Origin of the sequence: Arthrobacter sp. RCC_34, from assembly GCF_041360795.1 — a bacterium.
Taxonomy (GTDB): Bacteria; Actinomycetota; Actinomycetes; order Actinomycetales; family Micrococcaceae; genus Arthrobacter_E.
This window is the reverse complement of record NZ_JBFUPW010000004.1, coordinates 300,225-324,980: the sequence shown is the minus strand read 5'-3', so window position 1 is coordinate 324,980 and position 24,756 is coordinate 300,225. Positions and strand designations below refer to the sequence as shown.

Sequence of the window (24,756 nt, the reverse complement as noted above, 5' to 3'; positions counted from 1 at the left end):
TGTGGCATCCACCACACAATTTCTGTTCAAAGTATTGAACCGGGTTCAAAGGGTTGGTAATCTCGATCACAGGCCGCAGCGCATCGACGCGCCGGCAACCACGTTTCAGCCAATCAAAGGAGATGGCAGTGACCACTCAGGACTCGGTCCAGCATCCGGGGTCTTCGGACCCGGACTACGCCAAGAACCTCCAGCGCGCCACCCTGGCCTCCAGCGTCGGAAGCGCCCTCGAATACTTCGATTTCGCCCTCTACGGTCTGTCCACGGCCCTGATCTTCAACCTGCTGTTCTTCCCGCAGGGTGATCCGGCCATGGCGACCGTCGCGGCGTTCGCCACGTACGGCGTCGGCTTCCTGGCCCGCCCCTTCGGCGGCCTGTTCTTCGGCCGCCTTGGCGACCGGCTCGGCCGCAAGTGGGTCCTGGTGGTGACGATCCTGCTCATGGGCGGCGCCTCCACGGCCATCGGCTTCCTCCCCACCTATGACGCCATCGGCATCTGGGCCCCGATCCTCCTGGTGACGCTCCGCCTGCTCCAGGGCTTCGGCGCCGGCGCCGAGCAGGCCGGGTCCACCGTCCTCATGGCCGAGTACGCCCCGGTGAAGCGCCGCGGCTTCTTCTCGGCCCTGCCGTTCATCGGCATCCAGGCGGGCACGCTGCTGGCCGGCCTGGTCTTCAGCGCCATCTCGCTGCTGCCTAAGGACCAGCTCATGACCTGGGGCTGGCGCGTGCCGTTCTTGATGTCGTTCCTGCTGATCATCGTGGCCATCCTCATCCGCACGAAGCTCCGGGAGACCCCCACCTTCGTCGTGCTGGAGAAGCACGAGCAGGTCCAGGACAAGCCCGTCAAGGAGATCTTCACCAAGGGCCTGCCCGGCGTGATCGTGGGCATCGGCCTGCGCATGGCCGAGAACGGCGGCTCCTACATGTTCCAGACGCTGGCCCTGAGCTTCTTCGTCTCCGTGGTCGGCAAGAACGCGGACAAGGGCCTGCTGGCCTGGGGCGTCACCCTCGGCTCGCTCATCGGCGTGTTCTCCGTGCCTTTCGCCGGCGCCCTCTCGGACCGCTTCGGACGCCGCACCGTCTACCGCTTCGGCGCCGTCTTCATGCTGCTGTACTCGTTCCCGGCCTGGTGGCTCCTGTCCCTCGGCAACCACGCGCTGGCGATCGCCGTCGTCGCGGTGGGCATCGGCGTGGCCGTCAACACCATGCTCGGCCCGCAGTGCGCCATGCTCCCCGAGCTCTTCGGCAACAAGCACCGCTACCTGGGCGTGGCCATGGCCCGCGAGATCTCCGCAGTGCTGGCAGGCGGCCTGGCCGGTGTGCTGGGCGCCTACATCATCGCCGTGAGCAACGGCAACTGGCTCCTGCTGGCCGTGTACATGGCGACCCTGGCCCTCATCACCACCTGCTCGACGTTCCTGGTCCCGGAGACGCTGCGCCGTGACCTCCTCCGCACCGACGACGCCGTGAAGGTCTCCCGCGACGAGGCCGGCGACGGTGTGGAAGCCACCACCCAGCGCCTGGTAAGGGTTGAGGCATGAGCACTCCCACAGGAATCTCCGCTTTCAGCCTGGAGGGCAGGACCGCCCTCGTGACCGGATCCAGCCAGGGCATCGGCCGAACCCTCGCGGAGGGGCTCGCCGCGGCGGGCGCCACCGTCGTCGTTCACGGACGTGACGCGGCGAAGGCCGCCCGAGCCGCGCAGGAGATCGCCACGGCCACCGGCGCCACGACGCGCAGCGTGACCTTCGACGTGACCGACGCCGCCGCCGTCGACGCCGGCATCGCCCAACTGGAGGCCGATCTCGGCACGCCGGACATCCTGGTGAACAACGCGGGCATCCAGCGCCGGTCCCCGATCGGCGAGTTCAGCGATGAGGACTGGGACGCCCTGCTGGCGACCAACCTCTCCAGCGCCTTCTACCTGTCCCGGCGCGTCAGCCGCGGCATGGTGGAGCGGGGGAGCGGCAAGCTCATCCAGATCGGCAGCGTGCAGAGCCAGCTGGCACGGCCGGGCATCGCGCCGTACTCGGCCACCAAGGGCGCCATCGTGATGCTGACCAAGGGCCTCTGCGCGGACCTGGCGCCGCTCGGCATCCAGGCCAACGCGATCGCCCCCGGCTACTTCGCCACCGAACTCACGCAGGCCCTCGTGGACGACGAGAAGTTCTCCTCCTGGGTCCGCGGCCGCACCCCCGCGGGCCGCTGGGGCGACACGAAGGACCTCGTGGGCGCGCTCGTCTTCCTGGCGAGCTCCGCGAGCGACTTCGTCAACGGCCAGACGCTGTTCGTCGACGGCGGCATGACGGCGGTCGTCTGATGCGGCTCGCCCGACTGACCGCCGACGACGGCGCGGCCCGCTGGGTCCGTGCCGACGGCGACACCTGGGTGCCGGTCGAGGACCCGTACGCCGCCTTCGCGCGCGGCGAGGCTCCCGCGGACCTTCCCGGTGAGACGGTGACCGGGGCGTTCCTGCCTCCGTGTGAACCGCTCCTGGTGATCGGCATCGCCCAGAACGGCCCGGAGCACCACAGCCCGGTGCAGGCCTGGCTCAAGAGCCCCCGGACCATCGTGGCGAGTGGGACTCCCGTGACGCTGCGCCGCGACGCCGGGGTTCCCGCGATCGAAGGTGAGATCGCCGTCGTCATCGGCAAGGACGCCGAGGGTCTCACGGCGGAGAACGCCCACGAGTACGTGCTCGGCGTGACGGCCGTGAACGATGTGTCCAGCCCGGACCGCGCCGTCCTGGACCCGCGGAACTTCGAGGGCAAGGGCGGCGCGGGATACACCCCGCTGGGTCCGTGGATCGACACCGGGGCGGGTATCGACGAGGTGCCGATGACGGTCCGGATAGACGGGGTGGAGCGCGTGTCCACGGGCACCTGGGACCTTCCCGCCTCGATCCGGGAGTGCCTCGTCTACGTGACCCACTGGCTGCGGCTCGGCCCGGGCGACGTGATCATGACGGGCGCCCCGCGTTCCAACTTCAGTGTGGAACCGGGGGCGTTCGTGGAGATCGAAGTGGCGGGGATGGTCCTGGCCACCCAGACCGCCTGAGTCGCTGCCGGCTGAGTCCCTGCCGGCTGGATCCCTTCTGTGGACGTCCGGTCGAAACACCCCGGGACCCCGCCGAAACAGTGGTTTTCCGTCCAAACAGTGTGTTGTGTTCACTGTTTCGACGGAAAACCACTGTTTCAGCAGATGGGTGCCATCCTGATGATTGGAAAGAAAATGACTGAGAACCTGGGAGTGGTGGCCCACGCCGCCGAGGACCTGCGCATCGAGGCGCTGCCGGAGCCCGTGCCCGCGGCGGACGAGGCCGTGGTCGAGATCGCCTTCGGTGGCGTCTGCGGATCCGATCTGCACTACTGGAAGCACGGCGCGGCCGGGGCGTCGATCCTGCGTGAACCCATGATCCTGGGCCACGAGGTGTCCGGGACGGTGGTGCAGGCCGCGGCAGACGGTTCGGGCCCGACAGCCGGAACCCGCGTGGCCGCTCACCCTCTGACCCCGCACGGCGACGGCGTCACCCCCTACCCGGAGGACCGCCCGAACCTCGCCCCCGCCTCCACCTACCTCGGCTCGGCCATGCACCTCCCGCACACGCAGGGCGCCTTCGCGCGACGCGTCGCCCTGCCGGCCCGCATGCTGCACACCATCCCGGACGGACTGTCGCTCGAGGTGGCGGCCCTGGCCGAACCCGCCGCAGTGGCCTGGCACGGTCTGGAGCGGGCCGGCGACGTCCGTGGGAAGCGGGTGGCCGTGATCGGGGCCGGCCCCATCGGGCAGCTCGTGATCGCCGCCGCATTCCACCATGGCGCCTCCGAGGTCATCGCGACGGACCTGTTCGACGTCCCGCGGGCCATCGCGGAACAGCACGGGGCGCGGACCCTGGACGCTCGGGACGCCGAGGCGATCACCCAGCTGCACGCCGACGTCGTGATCGAGTCCAGCGGCACGGTGCCCGGCCTCTCCGCGGCCATCTCCGCGGCCGTGCGGGGCGGGACCGTCGTGATGCTCGGCCTGCAGCGCGCGGGGAACATCGAGGTGCCCATGGCGACGGCGATCACTCGGGAGCTCACGCTGACCGGGTCGTTCCGCTTCGCCGGCGAGTTCGACGCGGTCCTGGAGGCACTCGGAGACGGCAGCCTCCGCACGGACGGGATCGTGACCCACGTGGTTCCGGCGGCCGACGCGCTGGAGGGCTTCGCCACGGCGGCGGACGCCTCGGTCTCGTCCAAGGTGCTGCTCGCCTTCTGACCCCCGAAACGCCAGTAGGTGCCCGTATCCGACGTGGATACGGGCACCTACTGGCGTTTCGCGAGCGGCCGAGGCCAGCGCCGTCGGCCTCAGCGGCGCGGTCGGTGCGGAATGTAGCGGGGGATGTAGCGGGCGAGTACTCCGGCGCCCACGAGCGCGAGGACCCCGATCACGCCGCTCGCCAGCGACAGCGAGACCGTGGCGAGTGCAGCGATCAGCAGCGGCGATGCGGCCTGGCCGGCGTCGCTGGAGAACCGCCAGGCGCCCAGGAACGCGGCCGGATTGTCCTTCGGCGCGAGGTCCGCGCCCAGCGTCATGACGATCCCGCTGCCCATCCCGTTCGCGACGCCCAGCACGAAGGCGACCGCAGTGAACCACGCCTCGCGGCCGGGGACGTCGTGGAGGAAGGCCAGCGCCAGGAAGCCGATGCCCAGTCCGACCATGCACGGCATGACACTCCACAGCCGGCCCCGCCGGTCCATGAGCTGGCCGCTCGTGTAGAAGAGGGCGAACTCCAGGCCTCCGGCCAGGCCGATGACCAACGCGGTGTGGGCCTCGCTCATGCCGATGCTGAGCGCCCACAGGGGCAGGAGGGTGATCCGTGCGGCGCGGGTCGCGCCCACGAGTGCCACGCCGGAGCCCATCCGGACCAGGATGGCCCGGTTCGCGTGGATCGTGCGGAAGAGGCCCGGCCGTGGCGCCGCTTCGGCGACGGACGGCGGCGGGCCGACCTGCTTCTCCGGGTCCGGCAGCACCAGCAGCGCGACGACGGCGGCCGCGCACCCGATCGCGAAGATCCAGAAGGCGGCCTGCGGGGTGCCGGTGCCCGCGATGACGGCCGCGGCGATGAGCGGGCCGATGAACCAGCCGGCCCGGAAGATGCCACCCAGCGCGGAGAGGGCTCTGGCCCGGTACCGCAGCGGAACGCGGGTCGTCATGAAGGCGTGCCGAGCCAGGGCGAACACGGACGTGGCGAGTCCGATCAGCAGCACGCCGATCATGAGCGTCCACGGCGCCGTCGCGAGCAGACTGAGGGCGATGCCGGTCAAGGCGAGCCCGGCCGCGCCGATCATCGAGGTGCGCTCCCCGAACCTCGCCACGAACCAGCCCGCCGGGATGTCCCCGAGGAGCTCGCCGACCACCACCATCGCGGCGATCACGCCGGCGAACGGAAGGGACGCGCCCAGCGCATGCGCCATGACGGGGATCATGGGCAGCACGGCGCCCTCACCTGTGGAGAACAGGATCGTCGGGAGATAGACGGAGAGTGCGACGGACCGGAAGTTGAAGGGCTGTTCGGCTACTGTCATGGCTTTTCCACCCTACGCCCGCTGCGAGCCATGCCCTGTCGAGGGACCTCCGAATGCCGCAAGCCCTCTTCCCCACGCGAGCCGCCAGTAGATGCCCGAATCCGTGGCGGATAGGGGCATCTAATGGCGGCTCGCGTGGGGAAGAGGGGAGGCGCGGGGCCTACTTGACCCCGAGGACCTGCTCGATCACGCCGATGCCGAAGAACAGCACGAAGGCGGCGGCGACCACCCAGAGGAGCGGGTGGACCTCCTTGGCGCGGCCCTGCGCGGAACGCAGCACCACGTAGGCGATGAAACCGGCGCCCAGGCCGTTCGCGATCGAGTAGGTGAACGGCATGAGTGTGAACGTCAGGAAGGCCGGGATCGCGATGCCCCAGTCGCTCCAGTCGATCCGGGACACCTGGGAGACCATCATGAAGCCGACCACCACGAGCGCGGGGGCCACGGCCTCGAACGGCACCAGGTTGATCAGCGGCGTCAGGAACATCGAGGCCAGCAGCAGAAGACCCGTGACGATCGAGGCGAAGCCGGTCCGGGCGCCCTCGGCGATGCCGGCGCCGGACTCCACGAAGATCTGGTTCGAGGACACCGAGGAACCGCCGCCGGCGATGGCGCCGAAGGCGTCCACGATCAGGACGCGGTCCACGTTCGGGATCTCGCCGTTCTCATCGACATTCCCGGCCTCATTGGCCAGGCCGACCATGGTGCCCATGGCGTCGAAGAAGATGGACAGGAGAATCACGAAGGCCATCAGCAGCGCGGCGATGGCGCCCATGTGCTGGAAGGCGCCGACAGGGTTGGCCTTGCCGATCAGGGAGAGATCCGGCAGGCCCCACTCGGTGAAGTGCGGTGCCACGAGGGACCATCCGGCGGGATTATGGTTCTTGCCGTCGAAGCTCGGGCCGATGTGCAGGGTGTACTCGAGGATCACGGACAGCACGGTGGACGCGATGATGCCGATCAGGATCGCGCCCTTGACCTTGCGGACCAGCAGCACGACGGTCAGCAGAAGACCGAAGACGAACACCAGGGTGGGCCAGCCGAGCAGCTTGCCGTCGAAGCCCAGACCCACGGGCACGGTCGTGCCGGCGACGTCGGGGATGCGGCGCACGAATCCGGCGTTGACCAGGCCGATCAGGGCGATGAAGAGGCCGATGCCCACCACGATCGCCGTCTTGAGCCCTTCCGGGACGGCCTTGAACACGGCGGTCCGGAAGCCGGTGAGCACCAGCACCATCATGGTCAGACCGGAGAGCAGGACCAGACCCATGACGTCGGGCCAGGCCAGGCCCGGGGTGGTGGCGATGGTGACCGCCACGAAGGCGTTCACGCCCAGGCCGGTGGCGAGGGCGAAGGGGTGCTTGGCCCAGGTGCCCATGAGGATCGTCAGGACACCCGCCACGAAGGCCGTGACGGCGGCGACGCTGGTGAAGCCCAGGATGTCGCCGTTGGCGTCCTTGCCGGACAGGATGAGGGGGTTGAGGACCACGATGTAACTCATGGCGAAGAAGGTGGCGAAGCCGCCGCGGATCTCGCGGGAGTAGCTGGAGCCACGCTCGGAGATCTTGAAGTAGCGGTCCAGTGCGGAACCGGCTTTGAACATGGGGGTGCCTTCCAGGGAATTTGCTGGGGATTTCCGAGAAAATCATATTCCCCCCAGGGCAACACTTGAAAAGCGGAATAGGGTGGTGTAGGAATCTGCGGCGTTTCGGCCGCCCGGACCACGCCCCTTCAGGAGACTCTTCATGCCCAGCCAGCCCCAGTTCACGACGGCGACGGCCACCCCGGCGCGGACCCTCTCACCTGCCGCCTGGGGAGAGGTGGTCCGCCGGGCCGGGCTCGCCGTCGTCGCGCTGTTGGGGGCGGCGCTGCTGACGCTGGGGTTCGCCGCACCCGCCTCGGCTCACGACAGCTGGGTAGGAAGTAGCCCGTCCAAGGGAGAGAAGCTCGCCGTGCCTCCCGCCAAAGTGACTCTCACGTTCACTGATAACCCGATCGCTATCGGCACGAAGGTCGTGGTCAAAGATTCCTCAGGCACCGACTGGGCCGATGGAGATCCTGACATTGTGGATAGTGTCGTTTCTCAGAAGCTGAAGGATGGCGCGCCCAAAGGCACATACACGGTGGTCGCGCGCGTAGTCTCCGCGGATTCCCACCCTCAAGAGTGGACGTTCTCCTACGTCGTGACCACCGGTTCCGCCGCGACCGCCCCCGGCGCCTCCACGGCCGAGCCGCTCCAGACCAAGTCCGAGGCCCCGCAGCAACAGGCTGAGGGCGAGCCGTTCCCGGTCATGATCGTGGTGTTCGGCGCCGTGGCGGTGGTCCTGCTGGTGGTCGTGGGTGTGCTGGCGCGCCGGAAACTCAGCGGCGGATCCGAGGACTCCTGACGGTCCGATCCGGCACGATCAGCTCCACCAACCTGACCCGCCCCTGAGCCGCGCCGCCCTTTAGGGCGGGCGGACTCATCGGCAGGGGCTTCGTCGGGAAGCTACGGCTGCTGCTCCGGTCGGGGCTCGGTCTCCGGAGCCTGCTGCGGCTGAGGCGCCTGCTGCTGGAATGGTTCCTGCGGCTGAACTGGCTCCTGCTGCGGGGCCTCCGGGGCCGTCTGCGGCGCCGTGTGCGGGGTTTCAGAGGGTTGCTGCCACCCCTGGGCCTGTGACTGTCCGTACGGGCCCTGCTGCTCCGACTGAGGGTACGCCTGCTGCTGTGCCTGCGGCTGCTGCGGATAGGCCTCCTGGGCGTAGCCCGGCTGCGGGTAGCCCGCCTGTGGGTAAGCGTTCTGCGGATACCCGGGCTGCGCATACTGCTGCGGGTACTCCTGCTGCCATTGCTGCGAGTACGCCGGCGGCTGGCCCTGCTGAGGCTGCTGCGCATAGCCGTTCCACTGAGGAGCCTGGGTCCACTGCTGCTGGGCGTAGTCCTGCGGAGGAAGCTGGTCCGCGGGCGGCTTCGGCTCGAACGCCCGGAGCACCAGCGGGATGACCAGGCCGACGATGGCGATCAACGAGGTCGCGCCCGCCGTGCGCCACCACCAGGAGGGCCAGTCCATCGCCGGGAAGGCTGACGGGAGGACGAGTTCCAAGACGGTCAGCCACGCGAACACGAGGGTGGCCATCGAGGAGATCCGCACACCGGTCTTGCTCGCGCCCGTGATGAAGCGGGGGACGTAGAGCTGGGTGAGCAGCAGAGCCACCCGCACGAGCAGGATCATGGACACGAACCGGGCGATCTGGCCCGTCCACACCGCGGCGCTGGCGGTGTCCGCCGGCTGGAGCCAGCCGTTCCAGATCTTGAGGAGACCGATCGCCAGGAGCACGACGTTCAGAATGGTCGAGACGGCCAGATACCAGCGGTTGCGGCCCTCGGGCATACTGCCGTCCAGCACCACCGCGCCGGCGAACAGCCCGACCAGGAGGAGGGTGAGCCATGCGCGCCCGGCGACATTGGCCTGGTCACCCAGGATGATGAAGATCCCGCCCAGCACAGCCGCGGCCACGAGCATGGTGATCGAGAGGCCGAGGGCGATCGTGGCGGTGCGTGAGCGTTGGCGTGCCGGAGGGGCGGGGTGTGTCATGAGCGTCTCCTGGTGCTAGTCCCCGCCAGCTTATCTAAAGACGATAGCCTTTCGATAGGGGATCAGCGCTATGTGTACAGGAACTTATGAGCCCTGTGGACAGTCGCGGCCCCGCCCGGATCGCTGCGGTTCAGGCAGGAACGCGCTGGGCGCCGCCCGCGATCGCATTGCCCACCAGGCGCGCCTGGTGGAGCACTTCCCGGTGTCCGGCCGAGACCTGCTGCCCCACTCCCACCAGGTAGATGCCCACGTGGCGGAGGGCCGTGGCCATGTTGTCGCTGGTCTCCTGGCCGACGGCCTTGAGGAACTGCCGCACACGACGCCGGCCGGAGACCCCCGTGATCACGACGGAGTCGCAGAGGATCAGGCCGTCCGGAGTCGGAAGAGCCCAGCGCCGGCCGGCCGCGTCACCCCCAGTGGTGGACGCCCGCCGCCGGCCCTGCGCCGGAGAGAATTCCTGTGCCGGAACCGCCGGGTTCAGTGCGCCGGCGACCACACCCCGGCGGATGTCCAGCTGGTGGCTCTTGGCGTAGCCGTGCAGCTGGCGCAGGATGTCCCGGCGCTCGCGGTGGGACGCCGGATCGCCGATGGCGACGCGTTCGAGTTCTTCGGTGGTGGCGTGCCGCAAGGCTCCTGCCGCCACCGGGTCACCCTGGTTCAGGCCATCGATGACCACGACCGCCATGCCCTTGCGGTGCAACTGCGTCGCGACCGCCAGCCCGCCCATCCCCGTCCCCACGACCACCACATCGGTGACGGTGACGACGCCTTCCGGAGGCCCGCCGGGCACTCTGCTGGCGCTGCGTGGCATTCCATCCTCCTTCGGTGCGGCATGGCTGCCCGGCATCACGCACAGGCGGGGGAGTTCCGGTCATGCCGGAACGGTCAGCGCGCAGAAAAGACCCAGGGAATCGTCGCGATTCACCATGGGTCCCCTCCCACTGTGCAACTGAGAATACTCCCCTCGGGGGCACCTGAACAGGGCGCCGGAAGGCTGATGTGAAGCAATCGGTGAACGGTACCGGATGACCCGTTTCTGTCTCGGTGGATGGGTTTCCTGAGCACTGCGGGCGGTGCCCGCGGATCGGCGGTTCAGCGGACGTTTCTGGCCCCGTCGGGCGGACCCTACGACAAGCGGCGGAAAGCCCTCCGGCGTCGGTGTTTCTTGAAACGACCAGCACAAACGGCAATAGTGGGACATAAGCCAGCGTGGGTGGTAGGAGAGCTGCAGGGACCGTCTCCGCAGGCCGCCCACAGGGGATGAGGAGGCGAGAGTCGTGAGCACGGATACGCCGGAGACAGCACCGCAGGGAATCCACGGCGGAGTGATCGTGGGAGTGGACGGGTCCGAGCATGGGCAATGCGCTCTGAGCTGGGCCGCACGCGAGGCGGAGCGACGCAGGACCACCCTCCATCTGATCACCGCCTACTCGGTCCCCATCTACGCGGCCTCGGGCCTGGACGGCGGGTACGCCGCCGTCGACGACTCCGTCATCCGGCAGGGTGCGGAGAGCGTTCTGAAGGATGCGCTGGATCGCATCAAGGACTTCGACATCGACGTCGACGCTTCCGTGGAGAACGGCGACGCCTCGGGCGTGCTGCTGGAACTCGGGCGCGAGGCGGATCTGCTCGTGGTCGGCAGCCGAGGACGGGGAGGCTTCGTCGGACGCCTGCTCGGCTCGGTGAGTTCAGCCCTGCCCGCGCACGCGAGCTGCCCCACGGTCGTGGTGCCCATGATCTGCGCCGGCCGCTTCGGGCAGGACGTGACGGACAAACACCTGAAGGCCGAACTCGCCAAGAATCCCCTGGAACCCGTGAAGCCCCGCGTCGTCGTCGGCGCGGACGGTTCCGATCAGGCCCGGGTCGCCGTGCTGGAAGCCGCGGCACAGGCCCAGCGGCTCGGCGTCGAACTGCAGATCCTGTGCGCCGTGCCGCAGTACAGCGGCAGCCTGGCCTGGGTCCCGGCGGCGATGGACCGGGAGGCGATCTTCGCGGACATCCAGGCCCAGCTCGACGCCGGCGTCCTCTGGCTCAAGAGCCACTTCCCGGAACTCGAGATCACCACCCGCCTGGTGGACGGCTCACCCGTGGAGGTTCTCGTGGACGCCAGCCGGGATTCGGAGCTCGTGGTGGTGGGCACGCGCGGCCGTGGCGGATTCGCCGGCATGCTGCTGGGCTCGACGTCGGATGGCGTCCTGCACCATGCACAGGGACCGGTCATGGTGGTGCCGGACAGAGAGGACCCGCGGCTCGCCGATCGCGCCAGCTTCGGTCCGGTGCTGGGCGGCTGACGGCTGCAGGTTTCTAGAACACCGCAGGCAGGACGAAGGCCCGGCCTTTCCGTGGATCTCCACGGAAAGGCCGGGCCTTCGTCATCACCGCTAAGAGCGGACGCCGGTCAGATTGCGCCGGAGCCGATCACCAGTACCGGGCTGCGGTCGGCCAGAGCTGCATGCCGATCATCCAGTCGATGCGCGACACGGTGATGCCGGAACCCGGGTTCAGGGCGTTGACCACCTGGCCGCCGCCGATGTAGATCCCCACGTGGTAGAACGATCCGCCGTCACCCCAGAAGATGAGGTCGCCGGGCTGCCACTGACCCATGGGGATGTAGCGCGGAGCCGAGAAATACTGATCCGTTGCCGTGCGCGGCATGTAGACGCCCGCGGCGGCGAAGGCTGCACTCGTCAGACCGGAGCAGTCGTAGCCCACCGGGCCGTTGCCGCCCCAGACGTACGGGCCGCCGACCTTGGACATCGCGAAGTTGATCGCGGTCTGGGCCGCGCCACCGCCGGGCGACGGCGCCGGCGGGGTGACGACGGGAGGCTTCGGAGCAGGCGGTTGAGGAGCCGGCGGCTGGGGCGCCGGAGGCTGCGGCGCGGGCGGCTGGACCACCGGCGGACGGGGCGCCGGCGGGGTGACGACGGGTGGCTGGGGCGCGGGCGGCTGGACCACGGGAGGCTGCACGACCGGTGGCTGAGGCTGCGACGGCTGACCGCCGCCGTTGGAGCCGCTATCGGTGGTGCCGCCTGAGTTCCCGCCCGAGTTCCCACCCTGCGCCGGTGGCTGCGGGGACGGGACCGGCTGCTGAGCGGCGCGTTCCTGGAGGGCCTTCAGTGCCGCCGCGGCGCGCTGCTGCTCGAGGCCCTGAACACGCTGCGTCTCCAGGGCCACCGTGGTGTTGCGGAGCGAAGCAAGCTGGGCGATGACCTTCTCGCGGTCCTTGGACGCGCTCTGAAGGGCCTGCGTGGCCGAAGCCTGCGCGGACTCCGCGGTGGCGCGGGCCTGATCTGCGTCACGTGCGGCGTCGTCGGCGGCCTTCTGCGCGGCGGTCGCGTCGGCGGACAGCGCCGAATTCGCCTGACCGGAAGAGATGGCTCGGTTGAACGTCTCGCTCTGTTTCTGGCTGATGGCGTCGAGGGTCGTGGCGCGGCTGAGGAGGTCCCCGCCGTCCCCGTTGAGCACGCCTTCCACGGCAGGGTTCACGCCGCCGGTCTTGTAGATGGAGCTGGCCAGGGTGCCGAGATCCTTGCGGCTCTTGGCCGCCTGGTCCTTGGCGGCGGCGGCCTTGGCCTTGGCAGCTGCGGCGGCATCCTGCTTGGTCTTGAGGGTCAGCAGGGCGTTGGTGTAGGAGTCGTTGGCCCGCATGCTGGCGGTGATGGCGCTGGACTGGCGGTCCGCGAGAGTGCCGATGAGGCCTTCCAGGCGAGCCTGGGTCGCCTTCGCGCTGCTCTCGTCCTTCTTCGCAGCGGCGATCTCCGATTCGCTCGGAATGGTGTCGGACTGGTCGGCCGGAACGGTGACCGGCGACGCCGGGAGGGGCGCGGCCATGGCGCCGGGAATGCCGCCGGAGCCGAGCAGGACGCTCGCGCTCAGGGCGGAGGAGTAAAGGATCGCTGCGTATTTCCTGCGCTTCGCCACTGCCATGTACACCTGCCTCGAGACCGCTGGGAGAACACCCAGCCCTACCGAGAGTACGGCCTCAAAAGTAACATTGGCAACATTGGTCCCACCATCAACATAAACAACATCGCTGTCATTTCACCGCTGGTCGCACGGCGTGTCGCGCGAAATCCCGCCGTCGGGCGCCGCTTCATCCGCGGCCCGGAATCCCGGGTTCTCAGGCGTGCTGGTGCGCCTCGTGAGCCTGATGAGACGCAGGTTCCAGCTGGAAGGTGCAGTGCTCGGTGTCGAAGTGCGAGCCGAGGCAGCGCTGCATGCGGTCCAGGATCCTGTCGGCGGATTCGGGGCTGAGGGCATGGTCATCGACCACGACATGGGCGGAGAACACCGGGACGCCGGAGGTGATGGTCCAGATGTGGATGTCGTGGACTGACTGCACGCCGTCCACGGCGAGGATGTGCTCGCGGATCATGCCGACGTCGACGCCCTTCGGTGTAGCCTCCAGCAGCACATCCACCACATCCTTGAGCAGGCTCCAGGCCCTCGGCAGGATCATGGCGGCGATCAGGATCGAGGCGATGGGGTCGGCCGCGGTGAATCCTGTGAACATGATGACGAGCGCCGCCGCGATGACGGCCAGGGAGCCGAGCAGGTCGCCCAGAACTTCGAGATAGGCGCCGCGCAGGTTCAGGCTCTCCTCCTGCCCGCCCCGCAGAATCAGGAGCGAGACGCCGTTGGCCACCGCGCCGATGATCGCGGCGATCAGCATGGTGTCCGTCCGGATCTCCGGTGTCTCACCGAAGCGGCGGAAGGCTTCGAGGGCGATGATGACCGCGATCACGATCAGAATCAGGGCATTGGCCAGAGCTGCCAGGATCTCGGCGCGCTGATAGCCGTAGGTTCGCTGATCCGTGGCCGGGCGGGTGGCGATCCAGGACGCGAGCAGGGCGATGAACACCCCGGCCGCGTCCGAGAGCATGTGACCGGCGTCGGCCAGCAGAGCCAGCGAGCCGGAGAGGGCCGCGCCGGCCACCTGGATGACGACGACGCTGAGCGTGATGCAGAGGACGATGATGAGGCGCTTCCGGTGCTTGCCGGTGCCCGTCATTCCCTGAGTGTGATCGTGGTTGTGGCCCATGCTGTTCAGGCTAGCTTCGGACGGCCCGGAATGCATGTCCGGAATGCGACTCATTCGCAGTGCTGGCGCGGATTTTGAGGGGTCCGGGAGGGCTTCGGGAGGCGGTCGCGGAGGGTGCGCGTGAGGCGCTGTGCCAGGTGCCCGACGCCAGCCGGTTCAGCCCCAGCCGAGCTCGTGGAGGCGGGCGTCGTCCACGCCGAAGTGGTGGGCGATCTCGTGGATCACGGTCACCTGGATCTCGAATAAGACCTCCGAACGGCTGGCGCAGATCTCGAGGATGGGGCGCCGGTAGAGCGAGATGCGGTCGGGGAGGGAACCTGCGGCCCAGCCCTCGCCCCTTTCCGTGAGGGGAGTGCCCTCATAGAGGCCGAGCAGGGGTTCGCCGGTCGCCGGGTCCACGCCGTCGTCCTCGATGAAGAGCATGACGTTGTCCATGTGCCGGGATATCTCGGGTGGGAGGTCCTCGAGAGCCTGAAGTGCGATGGCCTGGAACTCATCGAGGCTGAGCGTCGCGGCCTCCGTGCGCTCGAGGTGTTCAAAACCGGGTTCACCGCGCAGCGTGCACCGCGGCCCGGGTGGCCAGATGCGGATGGGCAGGCCGCGGGGGAGTGGTCGCGAGGAGGCCGGCTCCGGTCTGCTGTCCATGCCTTCCACGGTAGCCGTCCGTGCCGGGTCCGGGGCGCCGGCCCGCATTTTGGAAATTCCCGGACCATGCTCTAAAGTTTTACTGGTCCACTTCGCGAGGAACGCGGCAGCAGCCGGGAACCGAGCAGGTGTGTCAAGGCCCCCATCGTCTAGCGGCCTAGGACACCGCCCTTTCACGGCGGCGGCACGGGTTCGAATCCCGTTGGGGGTACGCATGAGATGCGATTTGAAAGCGGATCGAAAGATCTGCTAAGATGAAATCTTGTGAGCCGGGAGCGATTCCGGTGAAAACAACGGTAGAAATACCACCAAGGCCCTGTAGCGCAGTTGGTTAGCGCGCCGCCCTGTCACGGCGGAGGTCGCGGGTTCAAGTCCCGTCAGGGTCGCTTTGATGGCTGGAATTATCCGGCGATCATGGTGACAAGTCACCGAGGCTCTGTAGCTCAGTTGGTAGAGCGTTCGACTGAAAATCGAAAGGTCACCGGATCGACGCCGGTCGGAGCCACTGAAACCCTCGCCTAGCTTCTACATGGTGAGGGTTTCTTCAATTTAACCGCGGTTTCTCTGAGACTGCTTCACGAACCGCCTTCCGGGCGGTTTTTTCGTTTAACCGCTGGCGGACCCCGGGCCGCCGTGCGCCCGCGACATGACACTCCGCGGCTAGAGTCGTGCTGACCGCAAGAACAGTTCCAAGCAGCCCTGGGGGACCGCTGATGACCGCGCCCGTGCCGCCCGCCGTCCGGTGGGGCCGCGCCTATTTCGCTGTGCAGTCGGTGGCCGGCGTTCTCTGGTGGATTCTCGTCCCTGTGTCCCCGCTGGTCCGGCACATCACTCTGGGCTCACTGGACCCGGCGCTCGTGGCGATCTTCGACCTTCCGCTGTTCGTGGCCGCCGCCGGACTGGCCGCGGCGGGATCGCGAGTGGCGGCCCTGGTGAACACTGCCTGGACGCTTCTGGTGACGGTGCTGATGGCGCTGTATGCCACGCTCACCACCGAGGCCGGCTGGGGTGTGGTCGCGATGAGCGCCGCGGCGCTCGGTTCGCTGCTCGCGCTGAGCCTCGTGTGGCTGGGCAGGATTCCGTTCGAGTGGGTCACCCGCGGTCCGCTCGCCTTCCGGCCGGCGGATCGGCAGCGCGCGACGGCGGGCCACGTGGGCTGGACGTTCACGCAGCTCGTCGTGGTCTGGGGCCTCTTCCTCGGGGTCTTCCCATTGATCATCCGGGCTCTGGAGGAGCGCTGGAAGGTGGGCCTGGCCGCGCCGGAGGCCGCCGCCGTCGTCGGCTGGACGATTTTTGCCCTGGCCAGCCTGTTGGGGATCTGCTCGGCGGTCGTCATGTCTGCTCGCGGGCATGGCACGCCCTTGCCGTCGGTGATGCCCAATGAGCTGGTGATCGCGGGCCCGTACCGCTGGGTCCGCAATCCGATGGCCGTGGCGGGCGTGGTTCAGGCGGCGTCGGTGGGGCTGATCCTCGGGTCCTGGCTCGTGGTGGTGTACGCGGTGGGCGGAGCGCTGCTCTGGAATGTCGGCATCCGGCCGCTGGAGGAGCGTGACCTCGAGGCGCGGTTCGGCGAGCCGTACCGCCGTTACCGCGAGACGGTGCGCTGCTGGATCCCCCGGTGGCCTGTGGCGTCGCGCTGAAGAGTCACAGAAGCGCAGACTCCAGCGGTCGCGGAGTGACATATACTGCGTGAATTACAGCACGCTAATTTGACGTAAAGGCAAGCCTAAGTAAGGCTTGGCTTGCCTAACGTTGCTTGTGGCCGTTGGGCGTCCCCGATCCCCGACGGAAAGTAGTGTCCTGTGACATCGTCCCGTGTCGAACTCTCCCCAGGCCAGGACTTCGGTTCCGGCGTCGAACTCGCGCTGGCGGCGAGCAATCAGCTCCTCAACGCCAGGAATTCCCCGAATTACGTGGCGCAGGTCCTCCAGGGCGTGAACGCCGTGGCCACCAAGATCCAGCGCACCTCCCAGCCGTTCACCGGCATCACGCCCGCCGGCCTCGAGCGCCGGGTCGCCGCCGTCGAACTCGACCAGCCGCTCCCGGATCTGACCGCGGCGCTCGAGGAACTCGACGAGCTGTATCTGAAGGACGCCGTCTACTTCCACGATTCCCGCTACGCAGCACACCTCAACTGCCCCGTCGTGATCCCGGCGCTGGTCGGGGAGGCGATCCTCTCCGCCGTGAACTCCTCCCTGGACACCTGGGACCAGAGCGCGGGCGCGACGCTCATCGAGCGGCGGCTCATCGACTGGACCGCGGAACGGATCGGCCTCGGCCGGGACGCGGACGGCGTGTTCACCTCCGGCGGCAGCCAGTCCAACTTCCAGGCCCTGCTCATGGCCCGCAACCACGCCGTCGCGCGCCTCCGTGCCGAGTCCGCCGAGCATCGCGAGCTGCGGCTGCCGCTGCTCCTGGACCGCCTGCGGATCTTCACCTCCGAGGACAGCCACTTCAGCATCCAGAAGTCCGCCGCCATGCTGGGCCTCGGGTTCGACGCCGTGATCCCGGTTCCCACGACGCCGGACCACCGCCTGGACCCGACCGCCCTCGGCGCCGCTCTTGCCGAGTCCCAGGAGGCCGGCCTGATCCCGATGGCCGTCGTGGCGACGGCGGGCACCACTGACTTCGGCGCGGTCGACCCGCTGCACGAGGTCTCCGCCCTGGCGAAGGCGTACGACGCCTGGATGCACGTCGACGCCGCATACGGCGGCGGGCTGCTCGTCTCACCGCGCCACGGCGGGTTGCTGAACGGCATCCACCTGGCGGACTCCGTGACGGTCGACTTTCACAAGACCTTCTTCCAGCCCGTCAGCTCCAGCGCCGTCCTGGTCCGGGACCGCGCGATGCTCCGTCACGTGACCTACTACGCGGACTACCTCAACCCGGAGAGCGCCGCCAAGGCCCAGATCCCCAACCAGGTGGACAAGAGCATCCAGACGACCCGCCGCTTCGACGCCCTCAAGCTGTGGCTCACGCTGCGCACCATGGGCGCCGATGCCGTCGGTGCGCTCTTCGACGAAGCCATCGACCTCACTGCCCGCGTGGGGACCCTCCTCGACGAGGATCCGGACTTCGAACTCGCGGCCGCGCCCCAGCTCAGCACCCTGGTGTTCCGTTACCGTCCTCTGCTGAACGGCGCCCCGCTGGACGAGGACCTCGCGGACCGCCTCAACCCCGCCATCCGTGCCGCCGTGTTCGCCTCCGGTGAGGCCGTGGTGGCCGGGACGACCGTGCATGGACGTCACCACCTCAAGTTCACCCTCCTGAACGCCGAGACGCGCCTCAGCGACATCCAGGACATCATCGAGCTCCTGCGCCGCACCGGCGCGGATCTCCTCGGCACCCTGGCCGCCCCGCGGGACGCCGCCGCCTCCTCTTCTTTCACCGCCTCCACTGCCTCAGACCAGAAGGACCTCTCCGCATGACCACCACCGAGAACACCGCAGACGGCCGCATCCACGACCTGGTGGGCATCGGCCTCGGCCCGTTCAACCTGGGTCTCGCCGCGCTGAGCGAACCGCTGGACGGGCTGGACCATCTCTTCCTGGAACGCCGCGAGAGCTTCGATTGGCACCCCGGCATGATGCTCGAACCGGCCCACCTCCAGGTGCCGTTCATGGCGGATCTCGTCACGCTCGCCGACCCGACGTCGCCCTACTCCTTCCTGAACTTCCTCAAGCAGACCGGCCGCCTCTACCGGTTCTACATCCGGGAGAACTTCTACCCGCTGCGCGCCGAGTTCAACCAGTACTGCCAGTGGGTGGCCGGGCAGCTCGACTCCATCCGTTTCAGCACGGATGTGCTGAATACGACCTACGACGACGGCGTCTACACCCTCACCGTCCAAGGCCCCCAGGGCACGGAGCAGGTCCGCACGCGGCGCCTCGTGCTGGGCACCGGCACCACCCCCGGCGTCCCGGAAGCGGGACGCGGAGTGCTCGACGCCGGCGGCCCGGCCCTGCACAACGCGGAGTACCTCCAGCGGAAGGAGGAGCTCCAGGCGCGGCGGAGCATCACCGTCGTCGGGAGCGGGCAGAGCGCCGCCGAGGTGTATCTGGACCTGCTGCAGGAGATCGACATGCACGATTACCAGCTCACCTGGGTGACGCGCAGCGGCCGCTTCTTCCCGCTCGAATACACCAAACTGACCCTGGAGATGACGTCCCCCGAGTACGTCGACTACTTCCACGGACTGCCCGCGGAGCAGCGCGACCACCTGATCGCGCACCAGAAGAACCTCTACAAGGGCATCGACTCGGAACTCATCAACGAGATCTACGACCTGCTCTACGCGAAGAGCCTCAACGGCATGGTGGACACCCGGCTCTTCACGCACTCTGAGCTGCTGGACGCCGCGTGGGACGAGGACGCCGGCACCCACACGCTCACCTTCCGTCACGCCGAACAGGGTGGGGAGTTCACCCTCGAGTCCGAGGCCGTGGTCTTCGCGACGGGGTACTCCTACCAGGAACCTGCGTTCCTCGGCGGAATCGCGGACCGGATCCGGCGCGACGAGCTCGGACGCTTCGACGTGGACCGGCAGTACGGCATCGGCGTCGAGCCGGGGGAGATCTTCGTCCAGAACGCCGAGCTGCACACGCACGGCTTCGTCACCCCGGACCTCGGCATGGCCGCGTACCGCAATTCGTGCATCCTGCGGGAGATCCTCGGCACCGAGGTGTACCCGGTGGAGCGGAGCATCGCGTTCCAGCACTTCGGCGTCCCGGCGGCGGAGCGTGTGGAAGCCACCGAGTCTGCGAAGTCCACCGAGTCCGCGGAGTCCCTGGCGGTGACGGCATGAACCACACCTTCCGCCGCGTCGACCCCGCCGCCGACGCGGAGCTGCTGCACGGCTGGGTCACGCAGCCCTACGCCCGGTTCTGGGGGATGCTCGCGGCGTCCGTCGAGGACGTCCGGGAGGAGTACGACGGCCTGGCCGCGACCGGTCACCACGAGGCGTTCCTGGGTCTCCGGGACGGCGTTCCGGAATTCCTGGTCGAGCGGTACCGGCCGGCCGAATCGCCGCTCAATGCGGTCTACCAGGTGCAGCCCGGCGATGTCGGCATGCACCTGCTGGTGGCGCCGCCGTCGTCGTCGGGGACCATTCCGGGCTTCACGCTCGGCGTCATGCAGTCCGTCATGGCGTGGCTGTTCGAGCACACGGGGGCCGAGCGAGTCGTCGTCGAACCAGATGTCCGCAACCACAAGATCCACGTCCTCAATGAACGGGTGGGCTTCCACGCGCACTCCGTCGTGACGCTGCCTCCGGTTGATCCCGCCGAAAGCACCAAGGAGGCTCTTCTGAGCTTCTGCACGCGGGACGACTTCCTCGCCACCCTCACCCCGCTCGCCACCCCCGCCACCGAAGGAGCCTCCGCATGACCTCCACCGCCCTTTTCCAGGAAAGCAGCGCCCAGGACGGCCTCCGTGAAACCGCCGCTCCGGGCCGGGAAGCCGGTGGAGTGGCCCACCTGGAACCGGCCCGCTGGGCGGTGGCCAACCGGCACCTGATCCGGAAGGCGCTTGCCGAGTTCTCGCACGAGCGGCTCTTCGTCCCCGAGCGCACGGGCGACGGCGCGGACGGGCGCGGCGCCTACCGCCTCTTGAGCGACGACGGCGGCACGGAGTACCGCTTCGAGGCCACCCTCCGTGGGCTGGACCACTGGAGCATTCCGGCCGACTCGATCTCCCGCCACCGCGCGGGCCAGGACGAGGAGCTCCCGCTCGACGCGCTGGACTTCATCGCGGAGTTCCAGACGAGCCTGACGATCCGGCTGGAACAGCTGCCGGTCTATCTGGAGGAGATCAGCAGCACCCTGTCAGGCCACGCCTACAAACAGGGTCACGGCGTCCCGTCGGAACTGCTGGCGCGAGGGGTGACGGGCGGCGCCGATGTGGCCCAGGACTTCCAGGCCATCGAACGGGGGATGACCGAGGGGCACCCGTGCTTCGTCGCCAACAATGGGCGGCTCGGCTTCGGGATCTCGGACTATCACGCCTTCGCCCCGGAAACGGGCGCCCCGGTGCGCCTGCGCTGGATCGCCGTGCACCGCAGCCGCGCCGTGTTCAGCTCGGAGGAAGGACTGGACTACCGCCGTCACCTGACCGATGAACTCGGGTTCGACGCCATGGCCTTCTTCGACGCGGAGCTGTCCGCCGCAGGCCTGAATCCGGAGGACTACTTCTACATGCCGGTGCATCCCTGGCAGTGGGAGCACAAGATCACGGTGACCTTCGCCGCGGAGATCGCCCAGCAGCGGATCGTGCTGCTCGGCACGGGCACCGATTCCTACCAGGCGCAGCAGTCCATCCGCACGTTCTTCAACCTCTCTGCCCCGGGGAAGAGCTACGTGAAGACGGCGATGTCCGTGGTGAACATGGGCTTCATGCGCGGCCTGTCTCCGCAGTACATGAAGGCCACCCCGGCCATCAACGACTGGCTGGAGGAACTGATCGGCCAGGACGCCGAACTGCAGCGTCACGGCCTGGCCCTGATCAAGGAGAAGGCCGCGCTCGGCTATCACAACCACTACTACGAGGCGGCGTCCGCGAAGGGCTCTCCTTACAGGAAGATGCTGTCCGCGCTCTGGCGGGAGAGCCCGGTGCATCTCCTGCAGGAGGGGCAGCAGCTGGCGACCATGGCGTCGCTGCTGCACGTGGACCACGACGGCACGTCGTTCGTCTCGGCACTCATCGAGCGCTCGGGGCTGGCTCCGGAGAACTGGTTGCGCCGGTACTTCGACGCCTATCTGGTGCCCCTGGCGCACTGCCTTTTCGCCTATGAGCTGGCCTTCATGCCGCACGGCGAGAACGTGATCCTGGTGCTCGAGGACGGCGTTCCCGTCCGGGCCATCATGAAGGACATCGCCGAGGAGATCGTCCTGATGGGTGACCGAGTGGAGGTTCCCGAGGACGTCGCCCGCATCAAGGCGCCCATCCCCGAAGAGGAGAAGGCCGCGGCGATTTTCACCGACGTCTTCGACTGCATCTTCCGGTTCCTGTCCGCACAGCTCGCGGAGGACGGAGTGCTGGAGGAGGACGCCTTCTGGAGGACCGCGGCCGAGGCCCTGCACGAGTACCAGGCACGGCACCCGGAATTGGCGGGGCAGTTCGCGGCGCACGACCTGTTCGTGGAGGAGTTCGAACTCTCCTGCCTGAACCGCCTGCAGCTGCGGAACAACCAGCACATGCTGGACCTGGACGACCCGTCCGGCGGTCTTCAGAAGGCCGGGATGCTGCAAAATCCGCTCGCGGCGTTCCGGGACCGCTAGTACCCGCGCGGTCGCCGTCCCCGTGGCGGGGCGGCGATCGCACCGGCTCAGTGCGGGCTCATGAGGGTTACCCTGGGGGCATGACGGCACGAGCGGACGCTTACACGGCCCTGGTCACGGGCGCCTCGGCGGGGCTGGGCGCGGAATTCGCGCGGCAGCTCGCCGAGGAGGGCCACCACCTCATCCTCGTGGCGCGCGACGCCGGGCGGCTCACCACGGCGGTCGGCCACCTGGAGCGTGACTACGGGGTGACCGTGGAGGTGCTGCCCGCGGACCTGACCGACGACGCCGGGGTGGCCGCCGTCGTCGCGCGTCTCCGGGACGCCTCCCGGCCGGTGGATGTGCTCGTGAACAACGCGGGCATCGGACTCCAGAAGCCCTTCGACGAGAATCCGGTCGAGGACGAGCTGAACCACTTGCGGCTCCATGTGCAGACCACGCTGGAGCTCTGTCACGCGGCGTTGCAGGAGATGCTGCCACGCGGCACGGGCCGGATCATCAATGTGGCCAGCGTCGCGGCCTTCGCGACCCGTGGCACGTACGGGGCGGCCAAGGCCTGGGAACTGAGTTTCAGCCGCTGGGCCAATGTGAGCTACGGGCCGGCCGGGGTGAAGGTCACGGCGCTGTGCCCGGGCTTCACGCACACCGAGTTCCATCAGCGCATGGGCATCGACAAGGCGGCCATGCCCCGCTGGATGTGGCTCGACGCCCGCCGGGTGGTGCGGGACGGCCTGGCCGACAATGCCCGCGGCAAGGCCGTGTCGATTCCGAGCCTCCGGTACAAGGCCGTGGTGGCCGCGACGAGGCTCCTGCCCGCCCGCTTCGCGCGAGGTCCGGCGCGGCGTCCGGTCGACCAGCCCTGACAACACCCTCCAGCCCTTAAACCGCCATCGACTGCTCCCTACGATGCCGTTTCACGCCCTTTCCGGGCGATTCGGGCATCGTAGGGAGCAGTCGATGAGAGGGGGCGCTACTTGCCGGCGCTGGCCAGCGGACGGTCCTCGAAGGGGAGCGTGTCCAGATCCAGCAGCGGGTTCTCCTCCTGGGTGGCCACGAGTTCGCGGGCCTCCTCAACGGTCGCGACGCTCGGCATGGAGCCGGGCAGCGGGCGACGTGCCGATTCCGGCAGGAAGTAGATCGCGATGCCGCCGATCACCGAGGTGGCCATCAGGTAGTACGCGGGCATCATGTCGTTGCCCGTGGCCTGGATGAGAGAGGCCACGATGAACGGCGTGGTGCCGCCGAAGATCGCCATGGAGAAGTTGTAGGCGATGCCCATGCCGCCGTAACGGCTCGACGTCGGGAACAGGGCCGGGAGTGCGGAGGCCAGGTTCGCCACGTAGAAGGTCACGGGGAACGCCACCAGCGCCAGGCCCAGCAGGGTGGACCAGATTTCGCCGACGCCGATCAGCAGGAAGGCCGGGATCGAGAGCACGATGGTGCTGCCTGCGCCGACCCACAGGACCGGACGGCGGCCCACCCGGTCGGACAGGCGGCCGGTCAACGGGATGCAGGCGGCCATGATCACCAGGACCGGGATGGTCAGCAGGGTGCCGTGGACGGGATCGTAACCCTTCGAATCCGTGAGGTACGTCGGCATGTAGGACGTCAGGGCGTAGCCGACGGTGTTGGCCGCTGCGGCCAGGATCATCGCGAGGATGATCTGTCGCCAGTACGTCTTCACCAGGGTGATGGGACCGGTGTTGGTGGTCGGATCCTTCTCCGTGGCGCTGCTGACCTTGGCCTCCTGAGCATCCAGGGTGGCTTGGAACTGCGGGGATTCCTCGATCTTGCTCCGGAAGTAGATGGCGACCAGGCCCAGCGGGCCGGCGAGCAGGAACGGGATGCGCCAGCCCCAGGCCTCCATGTCGGCCGGGCTCAGAGTGAGCTGGAGGACCGAGACGAGGGCGGCGCCGACGGCGAAGCCCAGGTAGGAGCCCATGTCCAGGAAGCTGGCGAAGAAGCCGCGCTTCTTGTCCGGGGCGTACTCCGAGACGAAAGTGGTGGCGCCGGCGTACTCACCGCCGGTGGAGAAGCCCTGCACGAGCTTCAGCGTGACGAGCAGAACCGCGGCCCAGCCGCCGATCTGCGCGTAACCGGGCAGCAGGCCGATGGCGAAGGTGCTGGCGGCCATCATGGTGAGCGTCGCCGCGAGCACGCGCTGACGTCCCACCTTGTCGCCGAGCCAGCCGCAGACGATGCCGCCCAGCGGACGGGCGATGAAGGTGACCGCGAAGGTGCCCAGCATGAAGAGGGTGCGGATGGCGGGGTCGGCGTCCGGAAGGAAGACCGGACCCATGACCGTCACGAGATAGCCGAACACGCCGACGTCGTACCATTCCATGGTGTTGCCGACGATCGTGCCGCCGATGGCCTTCTTCAGCATCGGCTTGTCGACGACATTGACGTCGGAGACCTTCAGGCGATAGCTGGGAAGACGGAACTTGCGGGCGGGCCCCCCAGGGCGCCTCGGTGCGGCAGCGGGGACGACGGTGTCGGTGCCGCCGGCGAAGGCCGAGCGGGCGCCGTGGGCGTCCTCGATGGGTCGGTCACCAGGGGCCGTCACGGTCTTCTGTGAGTCTGGGTCTGTGGGCATTTGGGCTTCTCCTTGAGGGAGGTCATTTGCTTGCGACTTGCACTTCTGTGCGGGGT

General features: G+C 68.4%; 20 protein-coding genes and 3 tRNA genes. 15 read left to right on the top strand and 8 right to left on the bottom strand.

The features are described from left to right. Positions 1–122 precede the first annotated feature (122 nt). The 4 genes from AB6732_RS16005 (at position 123) to AB6732_RS15990 (ending at position 4,260) form a co-directional block, all read left to right on the top strand. Positions 123–1,541, top strand: a complete 1,419-nt coding sequence (locus AB6732_RS16005) for an MFS transporter (protein WP_370960877.1) — start codon at positions 123–125, stop codon at positions 1,539–1,541. Next, on the top strand, positions 1,538–2,320 hold the full coding sequence (locus AB6732_RS16000) for an SDR family oxidoreductase (RefSeq protein WP_370960876.1): 783 nt from the start codon (positions 1,538–1,540) through the stop codon (positions 2,318–2,320). Before AB6732_RS16005 ends, AB6732_RS16000 begins: the two co-directional genes overlap by 4 nt. Continuing rightward, positions 2,320–3,057 (top strand): fumarylacetoacetate hydrolase family protein, encoded by a 738-nt coding sequence (locus AB6732_RS15995; protein WP_370960875.1) that lies wholly within the window; start codon positions 2,320–2,322, stop codon positions 3,055–3,057. Before AB6732_RS16000 ends, AB6732_RS15995 begins: the two co-directional genes overlap by 1 nt. Positions 3,058–3,231: 174 nt before the next feature. After that, positions 3,232–4,260: a zinc-binding dehydrogenase gene (locus AB6732_RS15990; protein ID WP_370960874.1), complete on the top strand. Its 1,029-nt coding sequence runs from the start codon at positions 3,232–3,234 to the stop codon at positions 4,258–4,260. Positions 4,261–4,349: 89 nt separating this feature from the next. On the opposite strand, the gene AB6732_RS15985 is transcribed toward AB6732_RS15990, so the two are convergent. Together AB6732_RS15985 and AB6732_RS15980 are read right to left on the bottom strand one after the other, a co-directional pair. Continuing rightward, on the bottom strand, positions 4,350–5,570 hold the full coding sequence (locus AB6732_RS15985) for an MFS transporter (RefSeq protein WP_370960873.1): 1,221 nt from the start codon (positions 5,568–5,570) through the stop codon (positions 4,350–4,352). A 160-nt stretch (positions 5,571–5,730) separates the two neighbouring features. Continuing rightward, entirely contained in the window at positions 5,731–7,173 is a 1,443-nt protein-coding gene (locus tag AB6732_RS15980; protein ID WP_370960872.1) for an NCS2 family permease, read from the bottom strand. 142 nt (positions 7,174–7,315) lie between these two features. On the opposite strand from AB6732_RS15980, the gene AB6732_RS15975 reads away from it, so the two are divergent. After that, on the top strand, positions 7,316–7,957 hold the full coding sequence (locus tag AB6732_RS15975) for a copper resistance protein CopC (protein ID WP_370960871.1): 642 nt from the start codon (positions 7,316–7,318) through the stop codon (positions 7,955–7,957). A 101-nt stretch (positions 7,958–8,058) separates the two neighbouring features. On the opposite strand, the gene AB6732_RS15970 is transcribed toward AB6732_RS15975, so the two are convergent. Then, a complete protein-coding gene (locus AB6732_RS15970) occupies positions 8,059–9,144 on the bottom strand; it encodes a hypothetical protein (RefSeq protein WP_370960870.1) in 1,086 nt (361 codons plus the stop codon). 130 nt (positions 9,145–9,274) lie between these two features. Next, positions 9,275–9,955, bottom strand: a complete 681-nt coding sequence (locus AB6732_RS15965; protein WP_370960869.1) for an FAD-binding protein — start codon at positions 9,953–9,955, stop codon at positions 9,275–9,277. A gap of 466 nt (positions 9,956–10,421) precedes the next feature. Between AB6732_RS15965 and AB6732_RS15960 the strand changes: the two genes are divergently transcribed. Next, positions 10,422–11,435 (top strand): universal stress protein, encoded by a 1,014-nt coding sequence (locus AB6732_RS15960; protein ID WP_370960868.1) that lies wholly within the window; start codon positions 10,422–10,424, stop codon positions 11,433–11,435. Positions 11,436–11,562: 127 nt separating this feature from the next. Here AB6732_RS15960 and AB6732_RS15955 read toward each other — a convergent pair whose 3' ends face one another. The 3 genes from AB6732_RS15955 to AB6732_RS15945 form a co-directional block, all read right to left on the bottom strand. After that, entirely contained in the window at positions 11,563–13,071 is a 1,509-nt protein-coding gene (locus AB6732_RS15955; protein WP_370960867.1) for an NlpC/P60 family protein, read from the bottom strand. Positions 13,072–13,264: 193 nt separating this feature from the next. After that, positions 13,265–14,185: a cation diffusion facilitator family transporter gene (locus tag AB6732_RS15950; RefSeq protein WP_370960866.1), complete on the bottom strand. Its 921-nt coding sequence runs from the start codon at positions 14,183–14,185 to the stop codon at positions 13,265–13,267. A gap of 156 nt (positions 14,186–14,341) precedes the next feature. Continuing rightward, on the bottom strand, positions 14,342–14,830 hold the full coding sequence (locus AB6732_RS15945; RefSeq protein ID WP_370960865.1) for a metallopeptidase family protein: 489 nt from the start codon (positions 14,828–14,830) through the stop codon (positions 14,342–14,344). Between the two features lie 138 nt (positions 14,831–14,968). On the opposite strand from AB6732_RS15945, the gene AB6732_RS15940 reads away from it, so the two are divergent. The 9 genes from AB6732_RS15940 (at position 14,969) to AB6732_RS15900 (ending at position 22,967) form a co-directional block, all read left to right on the top strand. Beyond that, a tRNA-Glu gene (locus AB6732_RS15940) sits at positions 14,969–15,041 on the top strand. Positions 15,042–15,142: 101 nt separating this feature from the next. After that, positions 15,143–15,216: transfer RNA gene (locus AB6732_RS15935), tRNA-Asp, on the top strand. A gap of 46 nt (positions 15,217–15,262) precedes the next feature. After that, positions 15,263–15,335, top strand: a tRNA-Phe gene (locus AB6732_RS15930). 208 nt (positions 15,336–15,543) lie between these two features. Then, positions 15,544–16,470 carry a methyltransferase gene (locus AB6732_RS15925; protein WP_370960864.1) on the top strand — a complete coding sequence of 309 codons (927 nt, stop codon included), beginning with the start codon at positions 15,544–15,546 and terminating at the stop codon, positions 16,468–16,470. 162 nt (positions 16,471–16,632) lie between these two features. Continuing rightward, positions 16,633–18,258: an aspartate aminotransferase family protein gene (locus tag AB6732_RS15920; protein ID WP_370960863.1), complete on the top strand. Its 1,626-nt coding sequence runs from the start codon at positions 16,633–16,635 to the stop codon at positions 18,256–18,258. Continuing rightward, positions 18,255–19,634 (top strand): lysine N(6)-hydroxylase/L-ornithine N(5)-oxygenase family protein, encoded by a 1,380-nt coding sequence (locus AB6732_RS15915; RefSeq protein WP_370960862.1) that lies wholly within the window; start codon positions 18,255–18,257, stop codon positions 19,632–19,634. Before AB6732_RS15920 ends, AB6732_RS15915 begins: the two co-directional genes overlap by 4 nt. Next, positions 19,631–20,215 carry a GNAT family N-acetyltransferase gene (locus AB6732_RS15910; protein ID WP_370960861.1) on the top strand — a complete coding sequence of 195 codons (585 nt, stop codon included), beginning with the start codon at positions 19,631–19,633 and terminating at the stop codon, positions 20,213–20,215. The genes AB6732_RS15915 and AB6732_RS15910 overlap by 4 nt, the downstream gene beginning before the upstream one ends. Continuing rightward, entirely contained in the window at positions 20,212–22,104 is a 1,893-nt protein-coding gene (locus AB6732_RS15905) for an IucA/IucC family siderophore biosynthesis protein (RefSeq protein ID WP_370960860.1), read from the top strand. The genes AB6732_RS15910 and AB6732_RS15905 overlap by 4 nt, the downstream gene beginning before the upstream one ends. Before the next feature lie 80 nt (positions 22,105–22,184). Further along, entirely contained in the window at positions 22,185–22,967 is a 783-nt protein-coding gene (locus tag AB6732_RS15900) for an SDR family NAD(P)-dependent oxidoreductase (protein ID WP_370960859.1), read from the top strand. A gap of 107 nt (positions 22,968–23,074) precedes the next feature. On the opposite strand, the gene AB6732_RS15895 is transcribed toward AB6732_RS15900, so the two are convergent. Continuing rightward, a complete protein-coding gene (locus tag AB6732_RS15895) occupies positions 23,075–24,700 on the bottom strand; it encodes an MFS transporter (RefSeq protein WP_370960858.1) in 1,626 nt (541 codons plus the stop codon). Between the last annotated feature and the right edge of the window lie 56 nt (positions 24,701–24,756).

Bases quoted from the DNA above. Each gene is read 5' to 3' on its own strand.
- AB6732_RS16000 (WP_370960876.1), top strand. From the start codon at position 1,538: ATGAGCACTCCCACAGGAATCTCCGCTTTCAGCCTGGAGGGCAGGACC.
- AB6732_RS15905 (WP_370960860.1), top strand. From the start codon at position 20,212: ATGACCTCCACCGCCCTTTTCCAGGAAAGCAGCGCCCAGGACGGCCTC.
- AB6732_RS15925 (WP_370960864.1), top strand. From the start codon at position 15,544: ATGACCGCGCCCGTGCCGCCCGCCGTCCGGTGGGGCCGCGCCTATTTC.
- AB6732_RS15950 (WP_370960866.1), bottom strand. From the start codon at position 14,185: ATGGGCCACAACCACGATCACACTCAGGGAATGACGGGCACCGGCAAG.
- AB6732_RS15995 (WP_370960875.1), top strand. From the start codon at position 2,320: ATGCGGCTCGCCCGACTGACCGCCGACGACGGCGCGGCCCGCTGGGTC.
- AB6732_RS15975 (WP_370960871.1), top strand. From the start codon at position 7,316: ATGCCCAGCCAGCCCCAGTTCACGACGGCGACGGCCACCCCGGCGCGG.
- AB6732_RS15980 (WP_370960872.1), bottom strand. From the start codon at position 7,173: ATGTTCAAAGCCGGTTCCGCACTGGACCGCTACTTCAAGATCTCCGAG.
- AB6732_RS15900 (WP_370960859.1), top strand. From the start codon at position 22,185: ATGACGGCACGAGCGGACGCTTACACGGCCCTGGTCACGGGCGCCTCG.
- AB6732_RS15945 (WP_370960865.1), bottom strand. From the start codon at position 14,830: ATGGACAGCAGACCGGAGCCGGCCTCCTCGCGACCACTCCCCCGCGGC.
- AB6732_RS15965 (WP_370960869.1), bottom strand. From the start codon at position 9,955: ATGCCACGCAGCGCCAGCAGAGTGCCCGGCGGGCCTCCGGAAGGCGTC.
- AB6732_RS15990 (WP_370960874.1), top strand. From the start codon at position 3,232: ATGACTGAGAACCTGGGAGTGGTGGCCCACGCCGCCGAGGACCTGCGC.
- AB6732_RS15955 (WP_370960867.1), bottom strand. From the start codon at position 13,071: ATGGCAGTGGCGAAGCGCAGGAAATACGCAGCGATCCTTTACTCCTCC.
- AB6732_RS15915 (WP_370960862.1), top strand. From the start codon at position 18,255: ATGACCACCACCGAGAACACCGCAGACGGCCGCATCCACGACCTGGTG.
- AB6732_RS15910 (WP_370960861.1), top strand. From the start codon at position 19,631: ATGAACCACACCTTCCGCCGCGTCGACCCCGCCGCCGACGCGGAGCTG.
- AB6732_RS15895 (WP_370960858.1), bottom strand. From the start codon at position 24,700: ATGCCCACAGACCCAGACTCACAGAAGACCGTGACGGCCCCTGGTGAC.
- AB6732_RS16005 (WP_370960877.1), top strand. From the start codon at position 123: ATGGCAGTGACCACTCAGGACTCGGTCCAGCATCCGGGGTCTTCGGAC.
- AB6732_RS15985 (WP_370960873.1), bottom strand. From the start codon at position 5,570: ATGACAGTAGCCGAACAGCCCTTCAACTTCCGGTCCGTCGCACTCTCC.
- AB6732_RS15970 (WP_370960870.1), bottom strand. From the start codon at position 9,144: ATGACACACCCCGCCCCTCCGGCACGCCAACGCTCACGCACCGCCACG.